Origin of the sequence: Nibribacter koreensis (assembly GCF_039541795.1) — a bacterium.
Classification (GTDB): domain Bacteria; phylum Bacteroidota; class Bacteroidia; order Cytophagales; family Hymenobacteraceae; genus Nibribacter; species Nibribacter koreensis.
This window is the reverse complement of sequence record NZ_BAABGX010000001.1, coordinates 1326958-1346516: the sequence shown is the minus strand read 5'-3', so window position 1 is coordinate 1346516 and position 19559 is coordinate 1326958. Positions and strand designations below refer to the sequence as shown.

The following is a 19559-nucleotide window of genomic DNA, read 5'->3' as shown; positions in this document are numbered from 1 at the left end:
CCCATCCCCAGTTGAGGGAGAAAACCACAGATGCGTTTTCGGCATGTTTTCTGGAAAACAGGCCAAAAACGGGAATATAAAATACCTCTTCTCTGGGGAGAGGTAGAAGGGTGCGAAGAAACTTACGGTATTTGATTGTCCCCCTTTGAACGGGGGAGGGGATGACTTTCGAGTGCTGATTCTTGAATCTTGAGTCTAGGGTCTAATCCCAGTTTTTGTCAACCTTAAAGTAAGACATCCTAACTTGTTTAGGGAGATTTTGGTGGCCAGGTAGACAGGCAGTTATTAATTCTTGCTTCAAGTAGACACCCTGCTTCAAGTTTATAACTTGGAGCAATCATTAGGGCAAGTTTTTAACTTGCGTTTCTATCAAATTTCAACTTAAGCAAGTTGTAAACTTGCTGTCATGTTAGGCTCCAAGTTGAAAACTTGAAGCAGAATAAGCGTTTTTGGCTTGTTTTCCAGAAAACAGGCCAAAAACGCATGAATGCCTTTACCAGATTAATTGAATAACTAAAATGCCACTTCACCATAACCTACGTACTCTTCTCGCTTTTCTTCTCAGAAAGAAATGGGCTGTAAGGTCGTTGGCATTGGTTTTCATTCCGGTGGTAGTTTTTCTACTATTGAACTGGGCGTTTCCGTTGCAGGTCTCCGTTTCCTATTCGCCGGTGATTATGGCGGCAGATGGTAGCGTTGTGCATGCGTTTCTGAGCAAGGATGAGAAGTGGCGCATGCAACTGGAGCCAGATGAAATCAATCTGGTGCTTAAGCAAGCGGTGCTCCTCAAGGAAGACCAATACTTCTATGCGCACCCAGGCGTGAACCCGTTTGCCATAGGGCGGGCGCTGGTCAACAACTTGACCAAGGGCCGCAAGACCTCAGGCGCGTCTACCATCACCATGCAGGTGGCGCGGTTGCTGTACCCCAAAGACCGGACCTATGTCAATAAGTTGGTGGAGGTGTTCAGGGCGCTTCAACTGGAAGGACGCTACAGCAAGGACGAGATTCTGCAATTATACCTGAACTTGGTGCCCTACGGCGGAAACATTGAAGGCGTGAAAGCAGCCTCGGTGCTGTATTTCCAGCAGTCGCCGCGGGCTTTGAGTCTGGCGCAGGCCGTGGCCCTAACGGTAATTCCGAACAAGCCTTCGTCCTTGAGAATTGGTGTGCAGAATGACCGCATCGTGGCCTTCCGGAACAAATGGTTGAAGGAGTATGCCCAACTGAACGCTTTCCCTGGTGAGGCCATTCAAGATGCATTGCAAGAACCGCTGGAGGCCTTTAGGGTACAGGCACCTAAGCTGGCGCCGCACTTCGCCTACCGCATGCTCAAGAAATATCCGGGTAAAGCCATCATTAAAACCACGCTTAAGCCCGCCGTGCAGGAAAAGGTGCAACAGCTGGCCTTTAACTACCTGCAACGCCTAAAAGCCCTTAACATTCACAACGCCGCAGTGCTAGTCCTAAACAACCAAACCCAAACCGTGGAAGCCTATCTGGGATCGGCTGATTTTCTGGATGACATGCACGCGGGTCAGGTGGATGGCATAAGGGCATTGCGGTCGCCGGGCAGTACGTTGAAGCCTTTCTTGTACGCCACGGCCTTTGACAAGGGCCTGATTACGCCTAAAACCATTATCACCGATGTGCCCATTGACTATGCCGGGTACCGTCCCGAAAACTACTTCGGTACCTACCATGGTAGCGTAACCATAGAGCGGGCGCTGGCCACGTCCTTGAACATTCCGGCAGTGAAAATCCTGGACCAGATGGGCGTGGAGGCCTTTGTGCAAAAGTTACAACAGGCCGAATTCTCTGAGATGAAACGCCGCGGCACGCACATGGGCCTGTCCCTGATTCTGGGGGGCTGCGGCGCCACTTTAGAAGAACTAACCTCTTTGTATGCAGCCTTCGCGCAAGGCGGAAAACTAGCGTCCGTCCAGTGGCTGCAGGAGGATACGGTCAAACAGCAAAAGCAGATAGTCTCTGCTGCGGCGGCATACATGGTCAACCAAATCTTAACCCAACTGCAACGTCCCGACCTGCCCCACAACGCTCAGAACAGCGCGCACCTGCCCAAAATTGCCTGGAAAACCGGAACCTCATACGGTCGCAAAGACGCCTGGAGCATTGGCTACAACAAGAACTACACCATTGGCGTGTGGGTGGGCAATTTCTCAGGAGAAGGCGTACCCGAACTGAATGGCACGGATACTGCTACGCCTCTTTTGTTCTCGCTCTTTAATACCATTGACTACAACAGCTCTGAGAGTTGGTACCAAGCCCCGGCAGAGGTTGCCTACCGCAGTGTGTGCCCCCAAAGTGGACTGCCCGTCAATACCTTCTGTCAAGACCTGATCCTAGACACTTTCATACCAGGCACCTCATCCATAAACAAGTGCGCACACCTGAAGAAGGTAACCGTTTCTGAGGACGGGAAATTTGCCTACTGCACCAGTTGCCAGCCCAATATCGGTTATAAGCAAGCATGGTATCCTAACCTGGCTCCTGAGCTACTCAGTTTTTATGCCGAGCAGAACCTGCCGTTCAAGAAGCTTCCTCCGCACAACCCCGTTTGTAACCGCGTGTTTCAGGAGTTTGCGCCGGTCATTACGTCACCCACCGCCAACATGGAGTTCTTATTGGAACGCGAGGAGCAGCAGAAGCTCATGTTGCACTGCAATACCATCAATGAAGTGAAAAAAGTCTACTGGTACGTCAATGATAAATTCTTGCAAGCGGCCGGCGCCAGTGACAGGGTGTTTTTTGAACCTACCCAGGCCGGTAAATTCAAGATTTCCTGCACAGATGACCAAGGCCGGAATACCAACACCTACATCACGGTGAGGTTCTTGTAAGGGAAAGGGCTTAGAAAAAATTAGAGGGCCTGCTCAATGGCGTTGGACTGTTTTTAGCCTGTTTTCTGAAAATCAGGTTAAAAACAAAAATGTTAAAGAAGCAGAAGATTGTATTGACGTAGCCAAGCAATTGCTAAAGGGTAATCTAAGAGATACCCAACGGTGGTGTAAAGCCAATTAAGGTAAGCTAATTCCATTCATATAATCCAATACCAGAACTCCCCATCGTTTTTGGCCTGTTTTCATGAAAACAGGCCAAAAACGATGGGGAGTTAAGTAAACGGGTTAAACCGTTCAAGTGATGGTATTTCCTGAAAGAGTAGCTGACTACACCTCTACCGGGATTTCCTTGGTTTGGCTTTCCTCAGGCACATTAAAATCTGAGGTCACGTCGATGTCGTCTTCCAGGGAGTGCCCGGTTTTAAGGCCAATCACAAACCAGGCCAGGGCACCAGCACCTATCGCAAAGATAGTGTCCCCAATCAGGCGCAGCCACCTCAGCACTTCCATGGTGTCTGTCTGCATGAATTCCATGGAGCGGGCGTACCAGAGGCCGTATTTCACGCTGGCCCAGGTTTGCATGAGGCCAATTGGCAACACGCTAATCAAGACCATCAATGCCAGGCCAATGTTGATAGACCAGAACGCAAACCGGATAACGCCGTCCTTCCAGCGTCTTCTAGTAGAAAGTCCTTTGAGTACAAACAGCATCAAGCCAATACCCAGAACGCCATACACGCCAAACAGGGCAGTGTGCGCGTGCACCGGCGTGGTGTTCAGGCCCTGCATGTAATACAAGGCTATAGGCGGATTGATGAGGAACCCAAAGATGCCCGCGCCCACTAGGTTCCAGAACGCAACGGCAATGAAACAGTAGATAGGCCATTTATAGGCGCGTATCCATTTGGTAAGCCTACTGATGGTGAGGTTATGATAGGCCTCAAAACCGATGAGCACCAACGGGACCACTTCCAAAGCACTGAAACTGGCTCCCAAGGCCATGATAGAAGTAGGCGTACCACTAAAGTATAAGTGGTGGAACGTGCCTATGATGCCTCCAAACAAGAAGATGATAGTGGAGAATAACACGGTAGCGGTGGCTACGTGCGTTTGCAATAAGCCCATGCGCACAAACAAGAAGGCAATGACCACGGTGGCAAATACTTCAAAGAAGCCTTCTACCCAAAGGTGCACCACCCACCAGCGCCAGTACTCAGCTATGGCCAGGTTGGTATGCTGTCCCCACATGAGGCCGGCAGCCCAGAAAAGCGCAATGGCGGCAGAAGAGATCAGGAACATGCCCAGGAGGTGACGCCCCTCTACTTCGCGTTTAAAGGCCGGCCAGATGGCGCGCACCATCAAGAACAACCACAGGAATAGACCCACCAGCAAGAATATCTGCCAGAAGCGGCCCATGTCTACGTACTCATAGCCTTGGTGCCCAAACCAGAAGTTCTCACCGTAGCCCAGCTTCTGCATGACGCCGTACCACTGTCCGGCCAGTGAGCCAGCCACAATAATGAGCAGACAGATGAACAGGAAGTTCACGCCCAGCTTCTGGAACTTAGGCTCATACCCAGACACCGCCGGCGCAATGTAAAGCCCCGTGGCCAGCCAAGAAGTGGCAATCCAAAAGATACCCAGCTGCACGTGCCACGTTCTGGTCACGGAGTAAGGCAGCATGTCTGCCAAAGGGAATCCATACAGGGCCTGGCCTTCTACGCCGTAGTGGGCGGTGACCACCCCTAAGGTGATTTGCACGACAATGAGCGCGGTCACAATCCAGAAATACTTGAGCGTAGCCCGCATGGACGGTGTGGCTTTTAAGCCCAGCAGCGGGTCTTCTTTGGGCAGTTGGCTGGGGTCTAGCTCATCTTCTTTATGCGAGGCATAATAATAGGCCAAGAGACCAATACCGGCAATGAGGATGATTACGCTAAAACCCGTCCAGATAAGCAAATCGCCGCTGGGTCTATTGCCCACCAGTTCCTCAGAGGGCCAGTTGTTGGTGTAGGAGATATCCTGGCCTGGCCGCTCGGTTACGCAGGCCCAGGAGGTCCAGAAGAAGAAGGCGTTGAGTTTGCGCATGCGCTCCGGGTCTTCTACCGTAAAATCCTTCATGGCGTACGCGTCCCGGTACTTGGCCAGGGCAGGGTCTTGCATGAAAAGGCCGGTGTAGTGCTGGCTCACATCGGCAATGGCCTGTGCCCGTAAGTCTGAGATGCTGAGCGTGCCCGTGGCGGGATCATACGTGTTGTTCCTGATCTGCTTTTGCAAACGGGCCTGCAGCATGGCTTTGGTTTCTACGTCTAAGGCGTCAAACGTGGTGCCCTTGGCCTGTTGGGCCCAGGTGTCAAGAAAGAACATGGCCTCTTTGTGCAACCATTCAGCAGACCAGTCTGGGGCTACGTAGGCGCCATGGCCCCATACAGAGCCCAGCTCCTGACCGCCCGTAGACTGCCAGACGTTTTGCCCGTCCATGATGTCCTGGGCCGTGAATACTACTTGACCAGAGGTGCTAATGACCTTGTTAGGAATAGGAGGTGCCTGGCGGTAAATCTCAGAGCCGTAATAGCCCAATACAGAGAAAGAACCCACAATGACGACAATAAAGCCGAGCCAGAGTTTTTTGTATTTCATAGGATAAGGGTTAGGTGTTTGAAAAGGGTAATTAGTAGAGTAGGAGCCAATAGGCACAAAGCCGGATTGGTCAGGTTAAAAGAGATAGCTCAGATTCACCATGGTGCGCTTGTTGGCTTGGCTGGCGTGGTGGCCTTGGGCATGACTTAAGGGCAGTTGCAGGGTGGCTCCAAGGGCTACTTTCTTCACGTACACATTCAAGCCAAGATTAGTGAAAAAAGCGTCTCCGGTTTTGGCGTCATGGCCGTTTTCAAACTCATCTGCCTGCGCGTGCTCATAATAAAGGCCGGCGCTAGGCAAAAGCGTGAGGACATTGTCCAGGTTGTACCAGTAGAATAAATTGCTGGACCCGCTTAGTCTGTTGCCAAATTTGTAGCCGTCTTTGTTTTGAGTATTAAAGCGGTAGGTAAAGTCATTGTTCAGGCCAAGCTTACCTGTTCTAAGCGTATAGATGCCGTTCAATAGATAATCTGTGCTGCCACTGCCAGGTTGCAGGCTGGTGTTGTAGCCTTCTTCGGTACGGTGCAAGGTATGAGCGCCGGTGGGCAGTTTTACGCCTCCGCCCAGTTGCAAAGAGTGTTTAAACCGTGATTGGGTACTGTCTCCTGTATTGAACAGGGCATAATTCACCAACAAGGTCATGTCGCCTACGCCTGCATAGCGCGTGGTACCCCGTGTAGTTTGCTCCTCATTGGTGGCATAAGGTAAAAATGCCAGCACCTGCACGTTTTTAGCGGGCACAAATCTTCCCCAAACCTCAGCGGTCGTGTACACTTCTTCAATGACCTCGTCATGGGTCATGGGCATGCCCTCATGCAGGTGGGTGTGGGTGGTTTGGATGGTGTAACTACGGCTGGTATAGCGCAGGCCCGCAAAATTCTTGTGGAACTGGGGCAGGATACCCAGGTAACTACCACCCATGGTGCAGCCGCCATCACAGGCGTAGCTGGTACTGCTAAAGCCTAGCAAAGCAATGGAGAATAGTATGATTGTTTTCATAACCTAAATTTTATCTGATGAAACATAATGTGTAGAGGTAGAGACCTGGAGAAGCAAGAGAAATAGGGAGGGAGAATTGAGTGTTGGTAAATCAAACTTTTGTAGGGAAATGCCTAGTGTTGTGATTGTCCAGGCAGGGGAGGCACCTTTATCTGGTAGTGAATCAAGCCCGCCTATATACAATAGAGTAGATGACCTGCTTAATCTAGTAGAATAAGTCCTGCCTCTTTTGAGCAAGCAAGTTTTGCGCGTGGTAGTGGTGCTTGTTTGTTGATGTTGATTTCCAAGGCCTACGTTCAGGTGTGACCGTTCTTTTGCCAAAGCAATGAAGTGGACTTTATCCCTAGTTGGGAAAGGGATTTGGTCTATGGTTGGCAAGAAGGTTTGGGATATATAAAGCATGGTCATTTGGTGGGGCAACAGTCCAAAGGTCTGCGTTCCCATTTCCCAAGAAAATGACCAATGTCATTAATAAAAGAGATTAAGGTGTTCTATTTGGTAAAAGATGGTATATACCTTTGATGCAGTAAAACACCAAAATAAACCAATCTCCATAAAACCTAACCTCATGAAAAAGAACCTTTTAAACCTCAGAGCAAAATTTAAGCTATTCGCTCCAGTCCTGTTTTTAAGTGCCATGCTGTTCAGTTGCTCATCAGAAAAATCTGAAAGCTATGCAGACCAATACAAGAAGGAACAGGCAGCCAATGAAGCCGCAGCCCCGGCAGAAGAAGCCGTTGAAGATGACGGCAAAGGGATTGGCCCGGTGAAATCTGTAGAAGTAGGAGCCGACATTGACCAAGCCCTGGCCGCCAACGGCAAATCTCTCTTTGAAGGCAAATGTTCTGCCTGCCACCAATTGTCTGACCAGAAAATTGTAGGTCCTGGCTTGGCCGGAGTAACTGAACGCCGCAAACCAGAGTGGCTCATGAACATGATCATCAATCCAGAAGAGATGACCAAGAAAGACCCAGAGGCCAAAAAACTGCTAGCCGAGCACTTAACTCAGATGACCAACCAGAACGTGAACGAGCAAGACGCCCGTGCCCTTTTGGAGTTCCTGAGACAGAATGATAAAGCCAACTAAGAATCACTACTAACCCATCCTAATATGGAAACTAGATTTAATCAGTTCTGGAAAACCGCCCCAAAGGCCGCCTTGCTAGTTGCGGCAACCGTGGGCTCTTTGTTACAGGGATGTAGCAACACTACTGGCAATGACAATAACGGGGCCACGGCCACGGCCTTGTCATCAGACGCGGCGTCTAAGGTGTATGTGGCACCTGGCAAGCATGATGAACTGTACTCTTTCTTGTCTGGCGGTTTTAACGGGCAAGTGTCTGTGTACGGCATCCCTTCGGGCAGGCTGTTAAAGATCATCCCGGTCTTTTCTCAACACGCAGAGAACGGCTATGGCTACAATGAAGAGACCAAGGCTATGTTGCAGACCTCTCATGGCTTTGTTCCCTGGGATGACTTGCACCACCCAAAACTGTCTCGTGCCAACGGGACCACAGACGGCCGGTGGTTGTTTGTGAACGGCAACAACACGCCGCGCGTGGCCAGGGTAGACTTGACCACCTTTGAGACGGTAGAGATTATGGAGATTCCTAACAGTGCGGGTAACCACTGCTCACCATATCCTACCAATAACAATGAGTACGTAATTGCAGGTACTCGTTTCAGTGTGCCTCTTGATATGAAGGGTGGTACCAAGGACGTGACCTTGAAGGACTATGAAAAAGAGTTCAGAGGCTCCATCTCCTTCATCAAAGTAGACCCAGACAAAGGCGATATGGACCTGGATTTCCAGATTCTGGTACCTGGTTTTGATTATGACCTGGCCAATGGCGGCAAAGGACCTTCTGAGGACTGGGTATTCTTTACCACCTACAACTCAGAAAAAGCTGGTACTCTAAAAGAGGTGGGTGCGTCACAGAATGACAAAGACTACCTGGCGGCGGTAAACTGGAAACTAGCGGCAAAATACGCCAAGGAGGGCAAAGCCCGCGAAATGCCTGCCTACTACTACCACAACAAAATGGACAAAGGCACGCATATGGCCAAGTCTACCATTAAAAAGAAAGTGCGCTACCTGTTGCCAGAAGACTGTCCTGGTATGATGTACCTGTTGCCTGCGCCTAAGTCACCGCATGGTATTGACGTAGACCCAAGCGGCGAGTTCATGGTGGTGAGCGGTAAGTTAGCCTCGGCCATTCCGGTGTTTTCTTTCAATAAAATGCAGGCGGCCATTAAAAACAAGCAATTTGACGGTGAGAAAAACGGGATCCCAGTACTTAAGTATGAGTCTGTGCTAGCCGCCGAAGTGAAAGAACCGGGCTTAGGGCCATTGCACACAGAGTTTGACGGCAAAGGAAACGCCTACACCTCTATGTTTGTGTCTTCTGAAGTGGTGAAATGGAGATTGAAAGACTTTAAAGTAGTAGACAGAATTCCAGTGTACTACTCTGTAGGTCACTTAATGATTCCGGGCGGTGATACCAAGGAGCCTTATGGCAAATACTTGGTGGCCATGAACAAGATCACCAAAGACCGCTACCTTCCTACCGGTCCTGAGCTGGCCCACTCCGCTCAGTTGATTGACATCAGCGGTGAGAAGATGAAGCTGCTTCTTGACTTCCCTACGGTGGCAGAGCCGCACTACGCGCAGGCCATCAAAGCAGACCTGGTGGCACCTAAGAGTGTGAAATTCCACAAGCTGGATGAGAACAGACACCCTAACGCCGTCAAGAAAGAAGCAGACGTGAGTGTGACCCGCCAAGGCAACGTGGTACGTGTGAAAATGACCGCCATCAGAAGCCACATGACCCCAGACAACATTGAAGGCATTCAGGTAGGGGACACCGTGTACTTCCACGTGACCAACCTGGAGCAGGACTGGGATGTGCCACACGGATTCGCGATCATGGGAGCCAACACCTCAGAAACCCTGATCATGCCAGGCGCTACGCAAACCTTGAAATGGGTAGCCAAGAAAGAAGGCGTGTATCCTTTCTACTGCACAGACTTCTGTTCTGCGCTGCACCAAGAGATGCAAGGCTACGTGAGGGTTTCTCCTAAAGGCTCTAACATCCCCATTGCCTTCTCTACCGGCAAGAAACGACCTGCCGCTGAAGTAGCGAAGAAATAGAGAATGATGATTGAAAGAGAGGAGGCTACCCCCATAGCTTCCTCTCTTTTTAAACTGCTAAAAAGTACCAGGTTCTGCCCTTAGTATATCTTATTCCTACTTGGTGGAACAGTCATGATTGTAATCGTTTTTAGGCTCTTTTCCTGAAAACAGACCAAAAACAGATAAACAAGTGTTTGTCTTAGGGGAGCGGCTCTCGTTAAGGAGAGGGGCTCTCTTTCACCTTAACCCTACCCTGAGGATGAAAACTTTCCCCAAAGTATTAATGGTCGTTGCAGCCTTATCCCTCGGCTTGTTGTTTCTCTTCCCTATGTGGAAGATTTATCTCAAAGCTCCCCAGTACCCCGAAGGCCTGGAACTGCACATCTGGGTCAATAAACTGGCCGGAGACTCAGAAGGTGCCTTGCAAAACTTTAACATCCTAAACCATTATATTGGGATGGCGCCTATCAATCCAGAGTCATTCACAGAGCTAACCTATATGCCCTACATAGTCATTGGCTTCATGATTACAGGGATTTTGGTGGCTTTGTTGGGCAATCGGAAAATGGTTTTGGGCTGGTCTGTTCTGCTCATGCTTGGCGGAGCCGTCGGTCTTTTGGACTTCTACTTGTGGTTGCACAGGTTCGGGACAAACCTAAGTCCAGAGGCACCCATCAAAGTGCCTGGCATGACCTATGTGCCCCCCCTATTAGGCGAAAAGCAATTGCTCAATTTTGAAGCCCTTTCCTTGCCGGCCTGGGGTAGCCTTGGCATTTTACTGGGGATTGTCCTGTCTTTAGTGGTATATTTCATTAGTGCCACTACTAAAGAAAAAGTGTACGCTCAACCAAAACGTGTCTCTGTATGAAAGCTCTTGTAAAAGTTTATGGATGGATAGGGATGGCCGTGGCATTGGCAGCATGTAGCACAGAGCCCAAGCCGGTGCCCTACGGAGCCGCCAACTGCACGCACTGCAACATGACCGTGTCTGACAACAGGTTTGGAGCGGAGTTGGTCAATGACAAAGGCAAGCCCTTCTACTTTGATGCGGCAGAATGCCTGATAGCCTACGTAAATGAAAGACCAGAAGAACGCAAAAAAGCGTCTCATGTGCTGGTCACAGACTATACCAAACCCAACACGTTAATAGACGCGCGCACCGCGCACTTTTATCAATCCAAAGCCATCACCAGCCCCATGGGCATGAACCTGGCAGCGGTGGCTGACCAGACGGTGGCCATCAAAATGAAACAAGAACAAGGAGGCAGAGTCCTCACCTGGGACCAGGCCGTAACGGCCGTTCAAAAAAATGAAAGACCTGACTAAGCTTCTTATTTTTCTGATAAGCATCCTGCTTTTAGTTGTGGGGGAGCAGCGCGCTTTTGCCGGCACGGTAGAAGTATGCCCCGCCTGTCCCGTCAAGTCCATTAAAGCCGGCGTGAAGATAGCCAAACCCGGAGATCAGGTGGTAGTAAACGGCGGCACTTACAAAGAATACGGTATTGAGATTACAAAGCGAATCCACTTGCTGGGAAAGAACAATCCTGTGCTGGATGGTGCTTTTAAAGGGCAGATCATTAGTGTGCTGGCAGACGGGGTAGTGGTGCAGGGCTTTACCATAAAGAACATTGCCACCAGCTACACCCGTGATGACGCCGCCATCAGAGTTGTTGAAAGTAACAACGTAAAAATTCTGCAGAACACCATCCTGAACACCTATTTTGGCGTGTATCTGCAAAACTCAGACAACAGCGAAGTGCGCGGCAATGTGGTGACGGGCAAAGACGTGACAGGCTTGAACGAGTCCTCTTTGGGCAACGCCATTCACTTGTGGCAGTGTAACAAGGCGGTGATTGTCAATAACAAGGTGCGCGGCCACCGGGACGGCATCTACCTGGAGTTTGTGAAAGACACCTGGGTCAAAGACAACTTGAGCCAGCATAACTTAAGGTACGGCCTTCATTTCATGTTCTCAGACGGCAACGTGTACACGCACAACACCTTTAGAAAAAACGGCGCGGGCGTGGCGGTCATGTACACTAGTAACATTGTCATGGAGCGCAACACCTTTGAGGAGAACTGGGGGCCTGCGTCTTATGGTTTGTTGCTCAAAGATATTAGAGACAGTAAAATACGGTATAACACCTTCAGTCAGAACACCACCGGCATTTACATGGAAGGATCCAGCCGGTTAGACATCCAAAACAATTCGTTTACCCGTAATGGCTGGGCCGTTAGGCTACTGAGCAGCTGCACAGACAACGTGTTCACGCACAACAACTTTACAGAGAACTCTTTTGATATAGGCACCAATGGCAACTCCAACCTTAACCAATTTGAGAAAAACTACTGGGACAAGTACACCGGCTATGACTTGAACCGTGACAAAGTGGGTGATGTACCCTACCGGCCGGTAAGTCTGTACTCTATGTTAGTAGAGAAAGTGCCGTCATCTGTCATGTTCATGCGCAGTTTTATGGTAGATTTACTAGACAACGTAGAAAAGGTGCTGCCAACCTTTATACCAGATAAATTGATTGATGAGCGGCCTTTGATGAGGAGAATTGACCATGATTACAATAGAAAATTTACAAAAGTCATACGGTAAGCTTTCGGTCCTGAGAGACGTGAGCGTACGGTTTGAGGCGGGCAAGGTCATCTCTATCATTGGCCCTAACGGCTCTGGTAAAACCACCTTAAGCAAAAGCATTCTTGGCATGGTGCTGCCAGACAGCGGCGAAATTAAAATAGACGGGCAGAGCGTACTCAAACAGCACGCCTACCGAAGCCAGATTGGGTATATGCCCCAGATTGGCCGCTACCCAGAGAACATGAAAATACGCCAGGTCATAGACATGATCAGGGACATACGCAAAAACGCGCCTGTCTTTGACGAAGAACTCATTGGCTTGTACGGCCTTAAAGCCATGTATGAAAAACGCATGGGCTCGCTCTCTGGTGGTACCAAGCAGAAAGTAAGCGCCGCCCTGGCTTTCTTGTTCAATCCGCAGATTTTGATTCTGGATGAGCCCACCGCCGGTCTGGACCCCGTCTCTGCTGAAATTTTGAAATGTAAGATCTTAAAGGAAAAGAAAAACGGCAAGCTCATCTTGATCACCTCTCATATTATGAGCGAGATTGAAGAAGTAGCAGATGAGGTGATGTGCCTCATGGACGGACAGATAAAGTTTCATGAGAGCATTTCTGCCTTAAAAGAACAAGCCCAGGAAGAGCAATTAAGCCGGGCCATTGCCAAAATGATGAGTGAGGAGGACTAAGCCATGAGCAAGATCATCAAATACGTTTTTTATGACATTGTGCGCAGCAAGATTGTGCTGGCGTACACGGCGTTTTTACTGTTGCTCACGCTTGGCTTGTTTGGGTTGGGAGGCAACGCAGACAAAGCCGTCCTGAGTCTCTTGAACCTAGTGTTGCTCACCGTGCCGCTTATCAGCATTGTGTTTGCTACCACCCACTTCTACAACTCTTATGAGTTCATGGAACTGCTGGTAGCCCAGCCCATCGCGCGCAAGAAAATCTTCATGAGCCAGTACCTGGGCGTGGCCTGCTCTTTGTCTGGGGCCTTTTTGCTGGGGATAGGTGTGCCATTGCTACTATTTGGCGCAGGCGGTACCGGTCTTTACTTGTTGGCCACGGGCGTGCTCATAACCTTCATTTTTGTGGGAATGGCCTTCCTGGCCTGCGTCCTTACCCGTGACAAAGCCAAAGGCATTGGCGTGGCCCTGTTGCTCTGGTTTTATTTTGCCCTCATCTATGACGGCATGGTGCTCTTTTTCCTATACTCATTTAGTGACTATCCTTTAGAGACGCCCACCTTGGTACTTACCGCACTCAACCCCATAGACCTGGGCCGCATCATGGTGTTGTTGAATTTAGACATCTCTGCCCTGATGGGGTATACCGGTGCCATGTACAAAAGCATCTTGGGTAGCCTGTGGGGCATAGCCTTGGCATTCGGCTTGATGCTCTTGTGGGTAGTGGTGCCCGTGTTGAGCTCCAGCAGGCTTTTCTCCAAAAGAGACATGTAGCCTCTTTCACAGCAACAAACTAGCTATCATCTTTCCATTCTTACTTGTCAATAGCGCAGTCATTCTTGGCTGCGCTATTGTCGTTTTTGGCCTGTTTTCTGAAAAACAGGCCAAAAACGACAATAGCGCTACATATTGGTAAGAAGGGTGGCATTAAACAGTGCCGGTGGTGACGTTCATCATTTTAACCTTTTGATTTTTAGAGTAGACTTGTAAAAAATACAACAGCTGCTATGTATTCTATTCAAGTCATGCCTTTGATCAACCCACTTAGCTATGGGCATTATAAGAGTCTGGTAGAAACGCTGGTGCTTGAAAACAAAACTACGGGCCGTGAACAGACTCCAGAACGGATTGCCTTTACCAGGCTTAACCTGCAACGGATGAAGCGGGTAGAGAAGCAGTTTGCCTTCCTTCCTGAATTGGAGGCTCTTTTAAAGGAGCAAAAGCCCCATTGGCGGTGGCTGTTGTTGACAGAAGCCTGGTGCGGAGACGGGGCCCAGACCATTCCGGCCATTGCGGCCATTGCCCAGGCCATTCCCTCCATTGAGTTGCTGCTAGTGCAACGAGATGAAAACGAAGCCCTGATGGATACCTGCCTGACCAATGGTAGCAAATCCATTCCTATGCTTATCTGTGAAGACCATAAAACCGGGGAGCGCCTGTTCACCTGGGGGCCTAGGCCAACCTCCATTCAGGAACGCTTAATTGCCTTTAAAGCAGTAAACCCAGGGGTACGCCATGAGGACCTTATGCAGCAGCTGCACGCCTGGTACGCCAAAGATAGAAGCATTTCCTTGCAGCAGGACTTACTAAGGCTTGTAAAAGAAGAGCTCTAACCCATATAAGGGGCAATCATTTTAGGCGCTTTTACGTGCGCGTTTTCTCGTCTCTTCAACTAGGTCAGTTTGAACAGATGGAGTCTAGATTGGCAAAAGTCTCCTGGCATTCCGTTAGGAGCGGTATGCCCTGCTTAAAAGCCACTAATAAGGTAAGAAGACTTTGCCTTGTCTTACGCGGAACTACCTTTAGCACAGGTAATAGGCCTTTTGCTTAGAATAAGAGGTGGTCAAAGCCTTTTTCCTGGCTTCAATTATACCTGTATATTTACCTTGATGGCGTTTAGTATTCATTCTAAGAAAGTCTGGCTGATGGCGGCGCTGCTGCAGTTGGTAGTAGTGGCATTCTTGGGACTGGGCTTGCGGTTTATGCTATTAGAACCACTGGCCGGGCTAAACTTCAAGTATATCTTACACGCCCATTCTCATGCGGCCTTGTTAGGATGGCTTTATTCTGCGGTGTTTGTAGCGCTGCTGCTGGTGTTCCTGCCGCCAGAACTTTCCGCAAAAAAGACCTATACCTGGCAGTTCTGGCTTTCACAAGGAGCAGTGTTGGGGATGCTGTTTACGTTTCCGGTGCAAGGTTATGCGGCGGTCTCCATTGCCTTTAGCACGGCGCACATCTTACTGAGCTATTGGTTTATCTATCAGTTTTTGAAAGATGCCAGAACCGTTCACTTGCCTAGCACACCGTATAGACTGGCGTTTAGGTTTGTAAAGGCCGCCCTGTTCTTTCTGGCACTTTCCTCTCTAGGTCCCTGGGCCATGGGGCCCATCATGGCCACCGGGCAAAGCGGAACCAACCTGTATTTTAACGCCATCTATTTCTACCTTCATTTTCAGTACAACGGCTGGTTTACCTTTGCGGGGGTGGGGCTGCTTTTTTGGTTTTTGGCGCGCCATGAAATCATGATTAGCCACAAGGTGGGCAACACCGTTTTTTACCTGTTGTTTAGGGCTTGCTTTCCGGCTTATTTGCTGTCTGTGCTTTGGATTAAACCGGCAGCATGGGTGTACTGGACGGCGGGGGTGGCGGGTGCCGTGCAACTGATAGGAAGTGGTTTATTAGCAAGGCTTATTTGGCTTTATAGAAACCAGTTGCTTGCCTTCTTCAGAGGCTGGGCCAAGGCGTTGTTTTTGATGTCTGTGGCGGCGCTTGGCTTAAAAATGGTGTTGCAAATGGCCACCGCCTTTCCGTACGTGGCCAACCTTGCCTATCAACTCAGGTATTTCATTATTGGGTACCTGCACCTAGTGCTTATTGGCGGCGTCAGTTTCTTTCTGTTTAGTTTCTTCGCGCAACGTGGGTGGTGGCAGTTTTCTACTTTTCTGGCTAAATGGGGGATGGGCTTTTTTGTGTTCGGTTTCTTATCTACCGAGGCTCTTCTGTTTGCCCAGGGTACCTTGCTTTGGCTGCGTCTGGGAGCCGTTCCCCTGTACCATCTTTGGCTGTTCTTAGGTAGTGTTTTTCTGGCCGCGGGTATTCTGCTCATTTTCATGAGCCAGAAGGCAAGCTTGGTCCCGTCAGGGGCAATCATACCTAAAGAAAAGTAACTCCTTCTCTTTCGTTTTTGGCTTGTTTTGGCCAAAACAAGCCAAAAACGGCAAGTACCACCTAATCACTAGATGGTACTTGCCGTTTCTTTTAACCCTGCTTTCACTTTTAGCTGCACCCCAGACTGTTGCCGCAGTTCAGGCATTTATAGCAGGTGCCTGACCGGATGGTTAAGTGACCACAGGTAGGGCAGATGGGAGCATCGCCCATGTAGGTGGCCAGAATCTGCTCAGCCTGTTCTGCACCCTTGACTGAAGCCGCAGCGGTTGGTACGGCCTCCATGCTTAAGACAGATTTATAAGTGGTGCTAAGCTCTGCGGCTTTGCTTGTATGAGTAGGTGCTTCTTTGGCTTGTGATGGTGAAGCTACTAGAGGCGTTGGCACGTGTACCAAATCTGTCCTGCCCAGGTACTCATGCGCCAACAGCCTGAAGAGGTAGTCGAACACCGATGTGGCCTGCTTGATGTTGGGATGTTCTACCCGGCCAGCCGGCTCAAAGCGCGTAAACGTGAAGCGGTTCACAAAAGCCTCTAGCGGTACGCCATATTGCAAACCCAAAGACACCGAGATGGCAAAGCAGTTGAGGATAGACCTGAATGAGGCGCCCTCCTTGTACATGTCAATGAAGACTTCGCCCAGGCTGCCGTCTGCGTACTCACCGGTGCGTATGTAGACGGTGTGGCCGTCAATCTTGGCTTTTTGCGTAAAGCCGGTTCGTTTGTCTGGTAGTTTGCGCCGCTCTACCATATGGGACAACCGCTGTCTGAACTGGTCATTAGAGGCATCTGCCAGGATGGCCTGCGCGGCTTGCAACACTTGCTCACTGTTGTGCAACAACTGCTGCTGGTTTTGTGCGGGCAGATCTTCTGGCGCTTCTTCTGAGCTGTCTTTCTTGGTGGTTAACGGTTGAGATAGTTTGCTACCGTCCCGGTACAGGGAGCAGGCTTTCAGTCCCATTTTCCAGGACGTCTCGTTGCAAAATGCTATTTCATCTACCGTCGTCTCATGGGGTAGGTTGATGGTCTTAGAGATGGCACCAGAGATGAACGGTTGCACGGCCGCCATCATCTTTATGTGCCCCATGGGGTGGATAAACCGGGTGCCCGCGTGTCCGCAACGGTTGGCACAGTCAAAGACGGCATAATGCTCTTCTTGCAAATAGGGAGCTCCCTCTAAGGTCATGGTGCCAAACAGATAATCATTGGAGGCATGCAATTGACTTGCCGTAAAGCCCAGCTCCCTTAGCAGCTGAAAATTGGGGCTAGCCACTTGGTCAGGGGTAAAACCTAACCGGCCCAGGCACTCTTCTCCCAGCGTATAGGCGCTGAACAGGGTGTTGAGGTCATAGGCGGTGGGCAATGCCGTTTCTATTTTTTCAATTTCCTGGGGTAGAAGTCCTTTCTCCAATAAGGCCTGGACTTGTAAATGCGGAACTCCTTGTAAGGTGGCGTGGCCTTTGGCATAATTGACAATGGCCAGAATCTGGTCTGGGGAATAGCCCAGGCGTTGCAAAGCCATGGGAATGGATTGGTTGATGATTTTAAAATATCCGCCGCCAGCTAGTTTTTTGAATTTGACCAGTGCAAAATCTGGTTCCACGCCTGTAGTGTCGCAGTCCATGAGCAGGCCGATGGTGCCGGTGGGAGCAATGACGGTAGCCTGGGCGTTTCTAAAGCCATGCTTTTCACCTAGGTTTAAAGCCTGTTCCCAAGCTTGGTGGGCGGCTGTGCGTATGTTTTCAGGGCAAAGTTCCTGGTCAAGGCCCTGGGCAGGAAGGTGCAGCCCTTCATACTGGTCCTGGCGGTTGTGCGCAGCGTGTTGGTGGTTCCGTAGTACCCGCAGCATGGCGTCCCGGTTCTGTGCATACCTGGCAAAGGGTCCCACCGCCTGCGCCAGCTCCGCCGAAGTTTGGTACACGGCCCCGGTCATCAGAGAGGTAATACCGGCGGCCTGGGCGCGGGCGGCTGCGCTGTCATACGGCAGTCCCTGCACCATGAGCAAGGCGCCCAGATTCGCATAGCCCAGGCCAATGGTACGGTATTGATAAGACCGCAAGGCCACTTCTTCTGAGGGAAACTGCGCCATGAGCACAGATATCTCCAACACTACTGACCACAGGCGGCAGGCATGAGTGAACGCTTCTGTGTCAAATAGCTGGGTTTCTGGATGGTAGAAGGCTAACAAATTGAGAGAGGCCAGATTGCAGGCGGTGTTGTCCAGAAACATGTACTCAGAGCAGGGATTGGAGGCGTTGATTCTGCCGTCTGCAGGGCAGGTGTGCCAGTCATTAATGGTGGTGTCAAATTGCAGGGCGGGATCTGCGCATGCCCAGGCTGCCTCGTTGATTTGCTTCCAGAGGTCCTGGGCCTGAAGGGTCGTCATGGTTTCACCGGTGGTACGGGCCTTTAAGGGCCAATCCTGGTTGTTATGAAGCGCTTCAAAAAAACTGTCAGGGAGCCGCACCGAGTTATTGCTGTTCTGGCCAGATACGGTCTGGTAGGCCTCGCCCTCATAGTCTGCGGAATAACCGGCGTCAATAAGGGCAGCCACTTTGCGCTCTTCGTCCTTTTTCCAGTTGATAAAGGCTTCAATTTCTGGGTGGTCTGCGTTTAAACTCACCATTTTGGCGGCCCGGCGGGTGGTACCCCCAGATTTGATGGCCCCGGCGGCGCGGTCCCCTATTTTAAGGAAAGACAAAAGCCCCGACGAAGTGCCTCCGCCGGAGAGAGGTTCATCTTTTCCTCTTATTTTAGAGTAGTTGGTGCCCACGCCAGAACCGTACTTAAACACCCGCGCCTCCTGCGTCAAGAGGTCCATGATGCCGCCTTTCTGGGTGAGGGTGTCCTCTGCAGACAAGATAAAGCAGGCGTGCGGCTGGGGTCGCTCATAAGAAGAAGAAGACTCTCGCACTTTCTGGGTTTCTGGGTCCACGTAAAAATGCCCTTCAGACGGTTCTGTGATGCCATAAGACTCATAGAGGCCCGTGTTAAACCATTGCGGCGAGTTGGGCGCGGCATACTGGCCCAAGAGCATGAAGACCAGCTCATCATAGAAGACCAGCGCGTCTTGGTTGGTTTTAAAGTACCCGTAGGTATTGCCCCAGTTTCGCCAGCAGTTAGCTAGCCGGTGTACCACCTGTTTGACAGAAGTCTCAGCGCCCAGGCTGCCATCTGCCTGCGGCACGCCCGCCCGCCTAACGTATTTCTGTGCCAGGATGTCTGTGGCTATCTGCGACCAGTGCACCGGTACCTCCACCTCGTTTACTTGGGCAATGACGTCACCGTTGGGGTTTTTGATGACCGAGGACCTGCGCTCATAGTTGAAAAGAGCGTAGGGAGATTTCCCTTCTTGGGTAAAGCGCCGGACAAAGGAAAGGCCAGCGGGTTTTGGGATTTGTTTTTTCATGGTAGTATTTGGGTATAGATGAAGTAATGGTAAGTGCTCAGTTAGTGCGGCCACTTCAAGGATTGCCTTGGCAAGCTT

General features: G+C 50.3%; 13 protein-coding genes. 10 read left to right on the top strand and 3 right to left on the bottom strand.

What is annotated here, in order from left to right; genetic code table 11:
- Positions 1 to 587: 587 nt before the first annotated feature.
- Complete coding sequence (gene pbpC / locus ABD880_RS05815; protein WP_345163456.1) at positions 588 to 2861, top strand: penicillin-binding protein 1C; 2274 nt, start codon at positions 588 to 590, stop codon at positions 2859 to 2861.
- Positions 2862 to 3188: 327 nt separating this feature from the next.
- On the opposite strand, the gene ABD880_RS05810 is transcribed toward pbpC, so the two are convergent.
- Together ABD880_RS05810 and ABD880_RS05805 are read right to left on the bottom strand one after the other, a co-directional pair.
- Positions 3189 to 5501: a nitric-oxide reductase large subunit gene (locus tag ABD880_RS05810; RefSeq protein WP_345163453.1), complete on the bottom strand. Its 2313-nt coding sequence runs from the start codon at positions 5499 to 5501 to the stop codon at positions 3189 to 3191.
- Positions 5502 to 5576: 75 nt separating this feature from the next.
- The gene (locus ABD880_RS05805) at positions 5577 to 6500 is read right to left on the bottom strand and encodes a hypothetical protein (RefSeq protein ID WP_345163449.1); all 924 of its coding nucleotides are present in this window, start codon (positions 6498 to 6500) and stop codon (positions 5577 to 5579) included.
- Between the two features lie 568 nt (positions 6501 to 7068).
- Here ABD880_RS05805 and ABD880_RS05800 point away from each other — a divergent pair.
- From ABD880_RS05800 to ABD880_RS05760, 9 genes are all read left to right on the top strand, one after another.
- Complete coding sequence (locus tag ABD880_RS05800) at positions 7069 to 7587, top strand: c-type cytochrome (protein WP_345163446.1); 519 nt, start codon at positions 7069 to 7071, stop codon at positions 7585 to 7587.
- 24 nt (positions 7588 to 7611) lie between these two features.
- Positions 7612 to 9651 (top strand): Sec-dependent nitrous-oxide reductase, encoded by a 2040-nt coding sequence (nosZ, locus tag ABD880_RS05795; protein ID WP_345163443.1) that lies wholly within the window; start codon positions 7612 to 7614, stop codon positions 9649 to 9651.
- 310 nt (positions 9652 to 9961) lie between these two features.
- Positions 9962 to 10501: a hypothetical protein gene (locus ABD880_RS05790; protein WP_345163440.1), complete on the top strand. Its 540-nt coding sequence runs from the start codon at positions 9962 to 9964 to the stop codon at positions 10499 to 10501.
- A complete protein-coding gene (locus ABD880_RS05785; protein ID WP_345163437.1) occupies positions 10498 to 10959 on the top strand; it encodes a nitrous oxide reductase accessory protein NosL in 462 nt (153 codons plus the stop codon). Before ABD880_RS05790 ends, ABD880_RS05785 begins: the two co-directional genes overlap by 4 nt.
- Positions 10943 to 12241 carry a nitrous oxide reductase family maturation protein NosD gene (locus ABD880_RS05780; protein ID WP_345163434.1) on the top strand — a complete coding sequence of 433 codons (1299 nt, stop codon included), beginning with the start codon at positions 10943 to 10945 and terminating at the stop codon, positions 12239 to 12241. The genes ABD880_RS05785 and ABD880_RS05780 overlap by 17 nt, the downstream gene beginning before the upstream one ends.
- Positions 12204 to 12911: an ABC transporter ATP-binding protein gene (locus ABD880_RS05775; RefSeq protein ID WP_345163431.1), complete on the top strand. Its 708-nt coding sequence runs from the start codon at positions 12204 to 12206 to the stop codon at positions 12909 to 12911. The genes ABD880_RS05780 and ABD880_RS05775 overlap by 38 nt, the downstream gene beginning before the upstream one ends.
- Positions 12912 to 12914: 3 nt before the next feature.
- Positions 12915 to 13682 carry an ABC transporter permease subunit gene (locus ABD880_RS05770; protein ID WP_345163429.1) on the top strand — a complete coding sequence of 256 codons (768 nt, stop codon included), beginning with the start codon at positions 12915 to 12917 and terminating at the stop codon, positions 13680 to 13682.
- 233 nt (positions 13683 to 13915) lie between these two features.
- Positions 13916 to 14521 carry a thioredoxin family protein gene (locus ABD880_RS05765; RefSeq protein WP_345163426.1) on the top strand — a complete coding sequence of 202 codons (606 nt, stop codon included), beginning with the start codon at positions 13916 to 13918 and terminating at the stop codon, positions 14519 to 14521.
- 273 nt (positions 14522 to 14794) lie between these two features.
- Positions 14795 to 16075, top strand: coding sequence for a hypothetical protein (locus ABD880_RS05760; protein WP_345163423.1), 1281 nt, complete (start codon positions 14795 to 14797; stop codon positions 16073 to 16075).
- 109 nt (positions 16076 to 16184) lie between these two features.
- Here ABD880_RS05760 and ABD880_RS05755 read toward each other — a convergent pair whose 3' ends face one another.
- Positions 16185 to 19481 carry a vitamin B12-dependent ribonucleotide reductase gene (locus tag ABD880_RS05755; RefSeq protein WP_345163421.1) on the bottom strand — a complete coding sequence of 1099 codons (3297 nt, stop codon included), beginning with the start codon at positions 19479 to 19481 and terminating at the stop codon, positions 16185 to 16187.
- Positions 19482 to 19559 lie beyond the last annotated feature (78 nt).

Bases quoted from the DNA above. Each gene is read 5' to 3' on its own strand.
- ABD880_RS05785 (WP_345163437.1), top strand. From the start codon at position 10,498: ATGAAAGCTCTTGTAAAAGTTTATGGATGGATAGGGATGGCCGTGGCA.
- ABD880_RS05780 (WP_345163434.1), top strand. From the start codon at position 10,943: ATGAAAGACCTGACTAAGCTTCTTATTTTTCTGATAAGCATCCTGCTT.
- ABD880_RS05805 (WP_345163449.1), bottom strand. From the start codon at position 6,500: ATGAAAACAATCATACTATTCTCCATTGCTTTGCTAGGCTTTAGCAGT.
- ABD880_RS05755 (WP_345163421.1), bottom strand. From the start codon at position 19,481: ATGAAAAAACAAATCCCAAAACCCGCTGGCCTTTCCTTTGTCCGGCGC.
- ABD880_RS05770 (WP_345163429.1), top strand. From the start codon at position 12,915: ATGAGCAAGATCATCAAATACGTTTTTTATGACATTGTGCGCAGCAAG.
- ABD880_RS05810 (WP_345163453.1), bottom strand. From the start codon at position 5,501: ATGAAATACAAAAAACTCTGGCTCGGCTTTATTGTCGTCATTGTGGGT.
- ABD880_RS05765 (WP_345163426.1), top strand. From the start codon at position 13,916: ATGTATTCTATTCAAGTCATGCCTTTGATCAACCCACTTAGCTATGGG.
- ABD880_RS05775 (WP_345163431.1), top strand. From the start codon at position 12,204: ATGATTACAATAGAAAATTTACAAAAGTCATACGGTAAGCTTTCGGTC.
- ABD880_RS05790 (WP_345163440.1), top strand. From the start codon at position 9,962: ATGTGGAAGATTTATCTCAAAGCTCCCCAGTACCCCGAAGGCCTGGAA.
- nosZ (WP_345163443.1), top strand. From the start codon at position 7,612: ATGGAAACTAGATTTAATCAGTTCTGGAAAACCGCCCCAAAGGCCGCC.
- ABD880_RS05800 (WP_345163446.1), top strand. From the start codon at position 7,069: ATGAAAAAGAACCTTTTAAACCTCAGAGCAAAATTTAAGCTATTCGCT.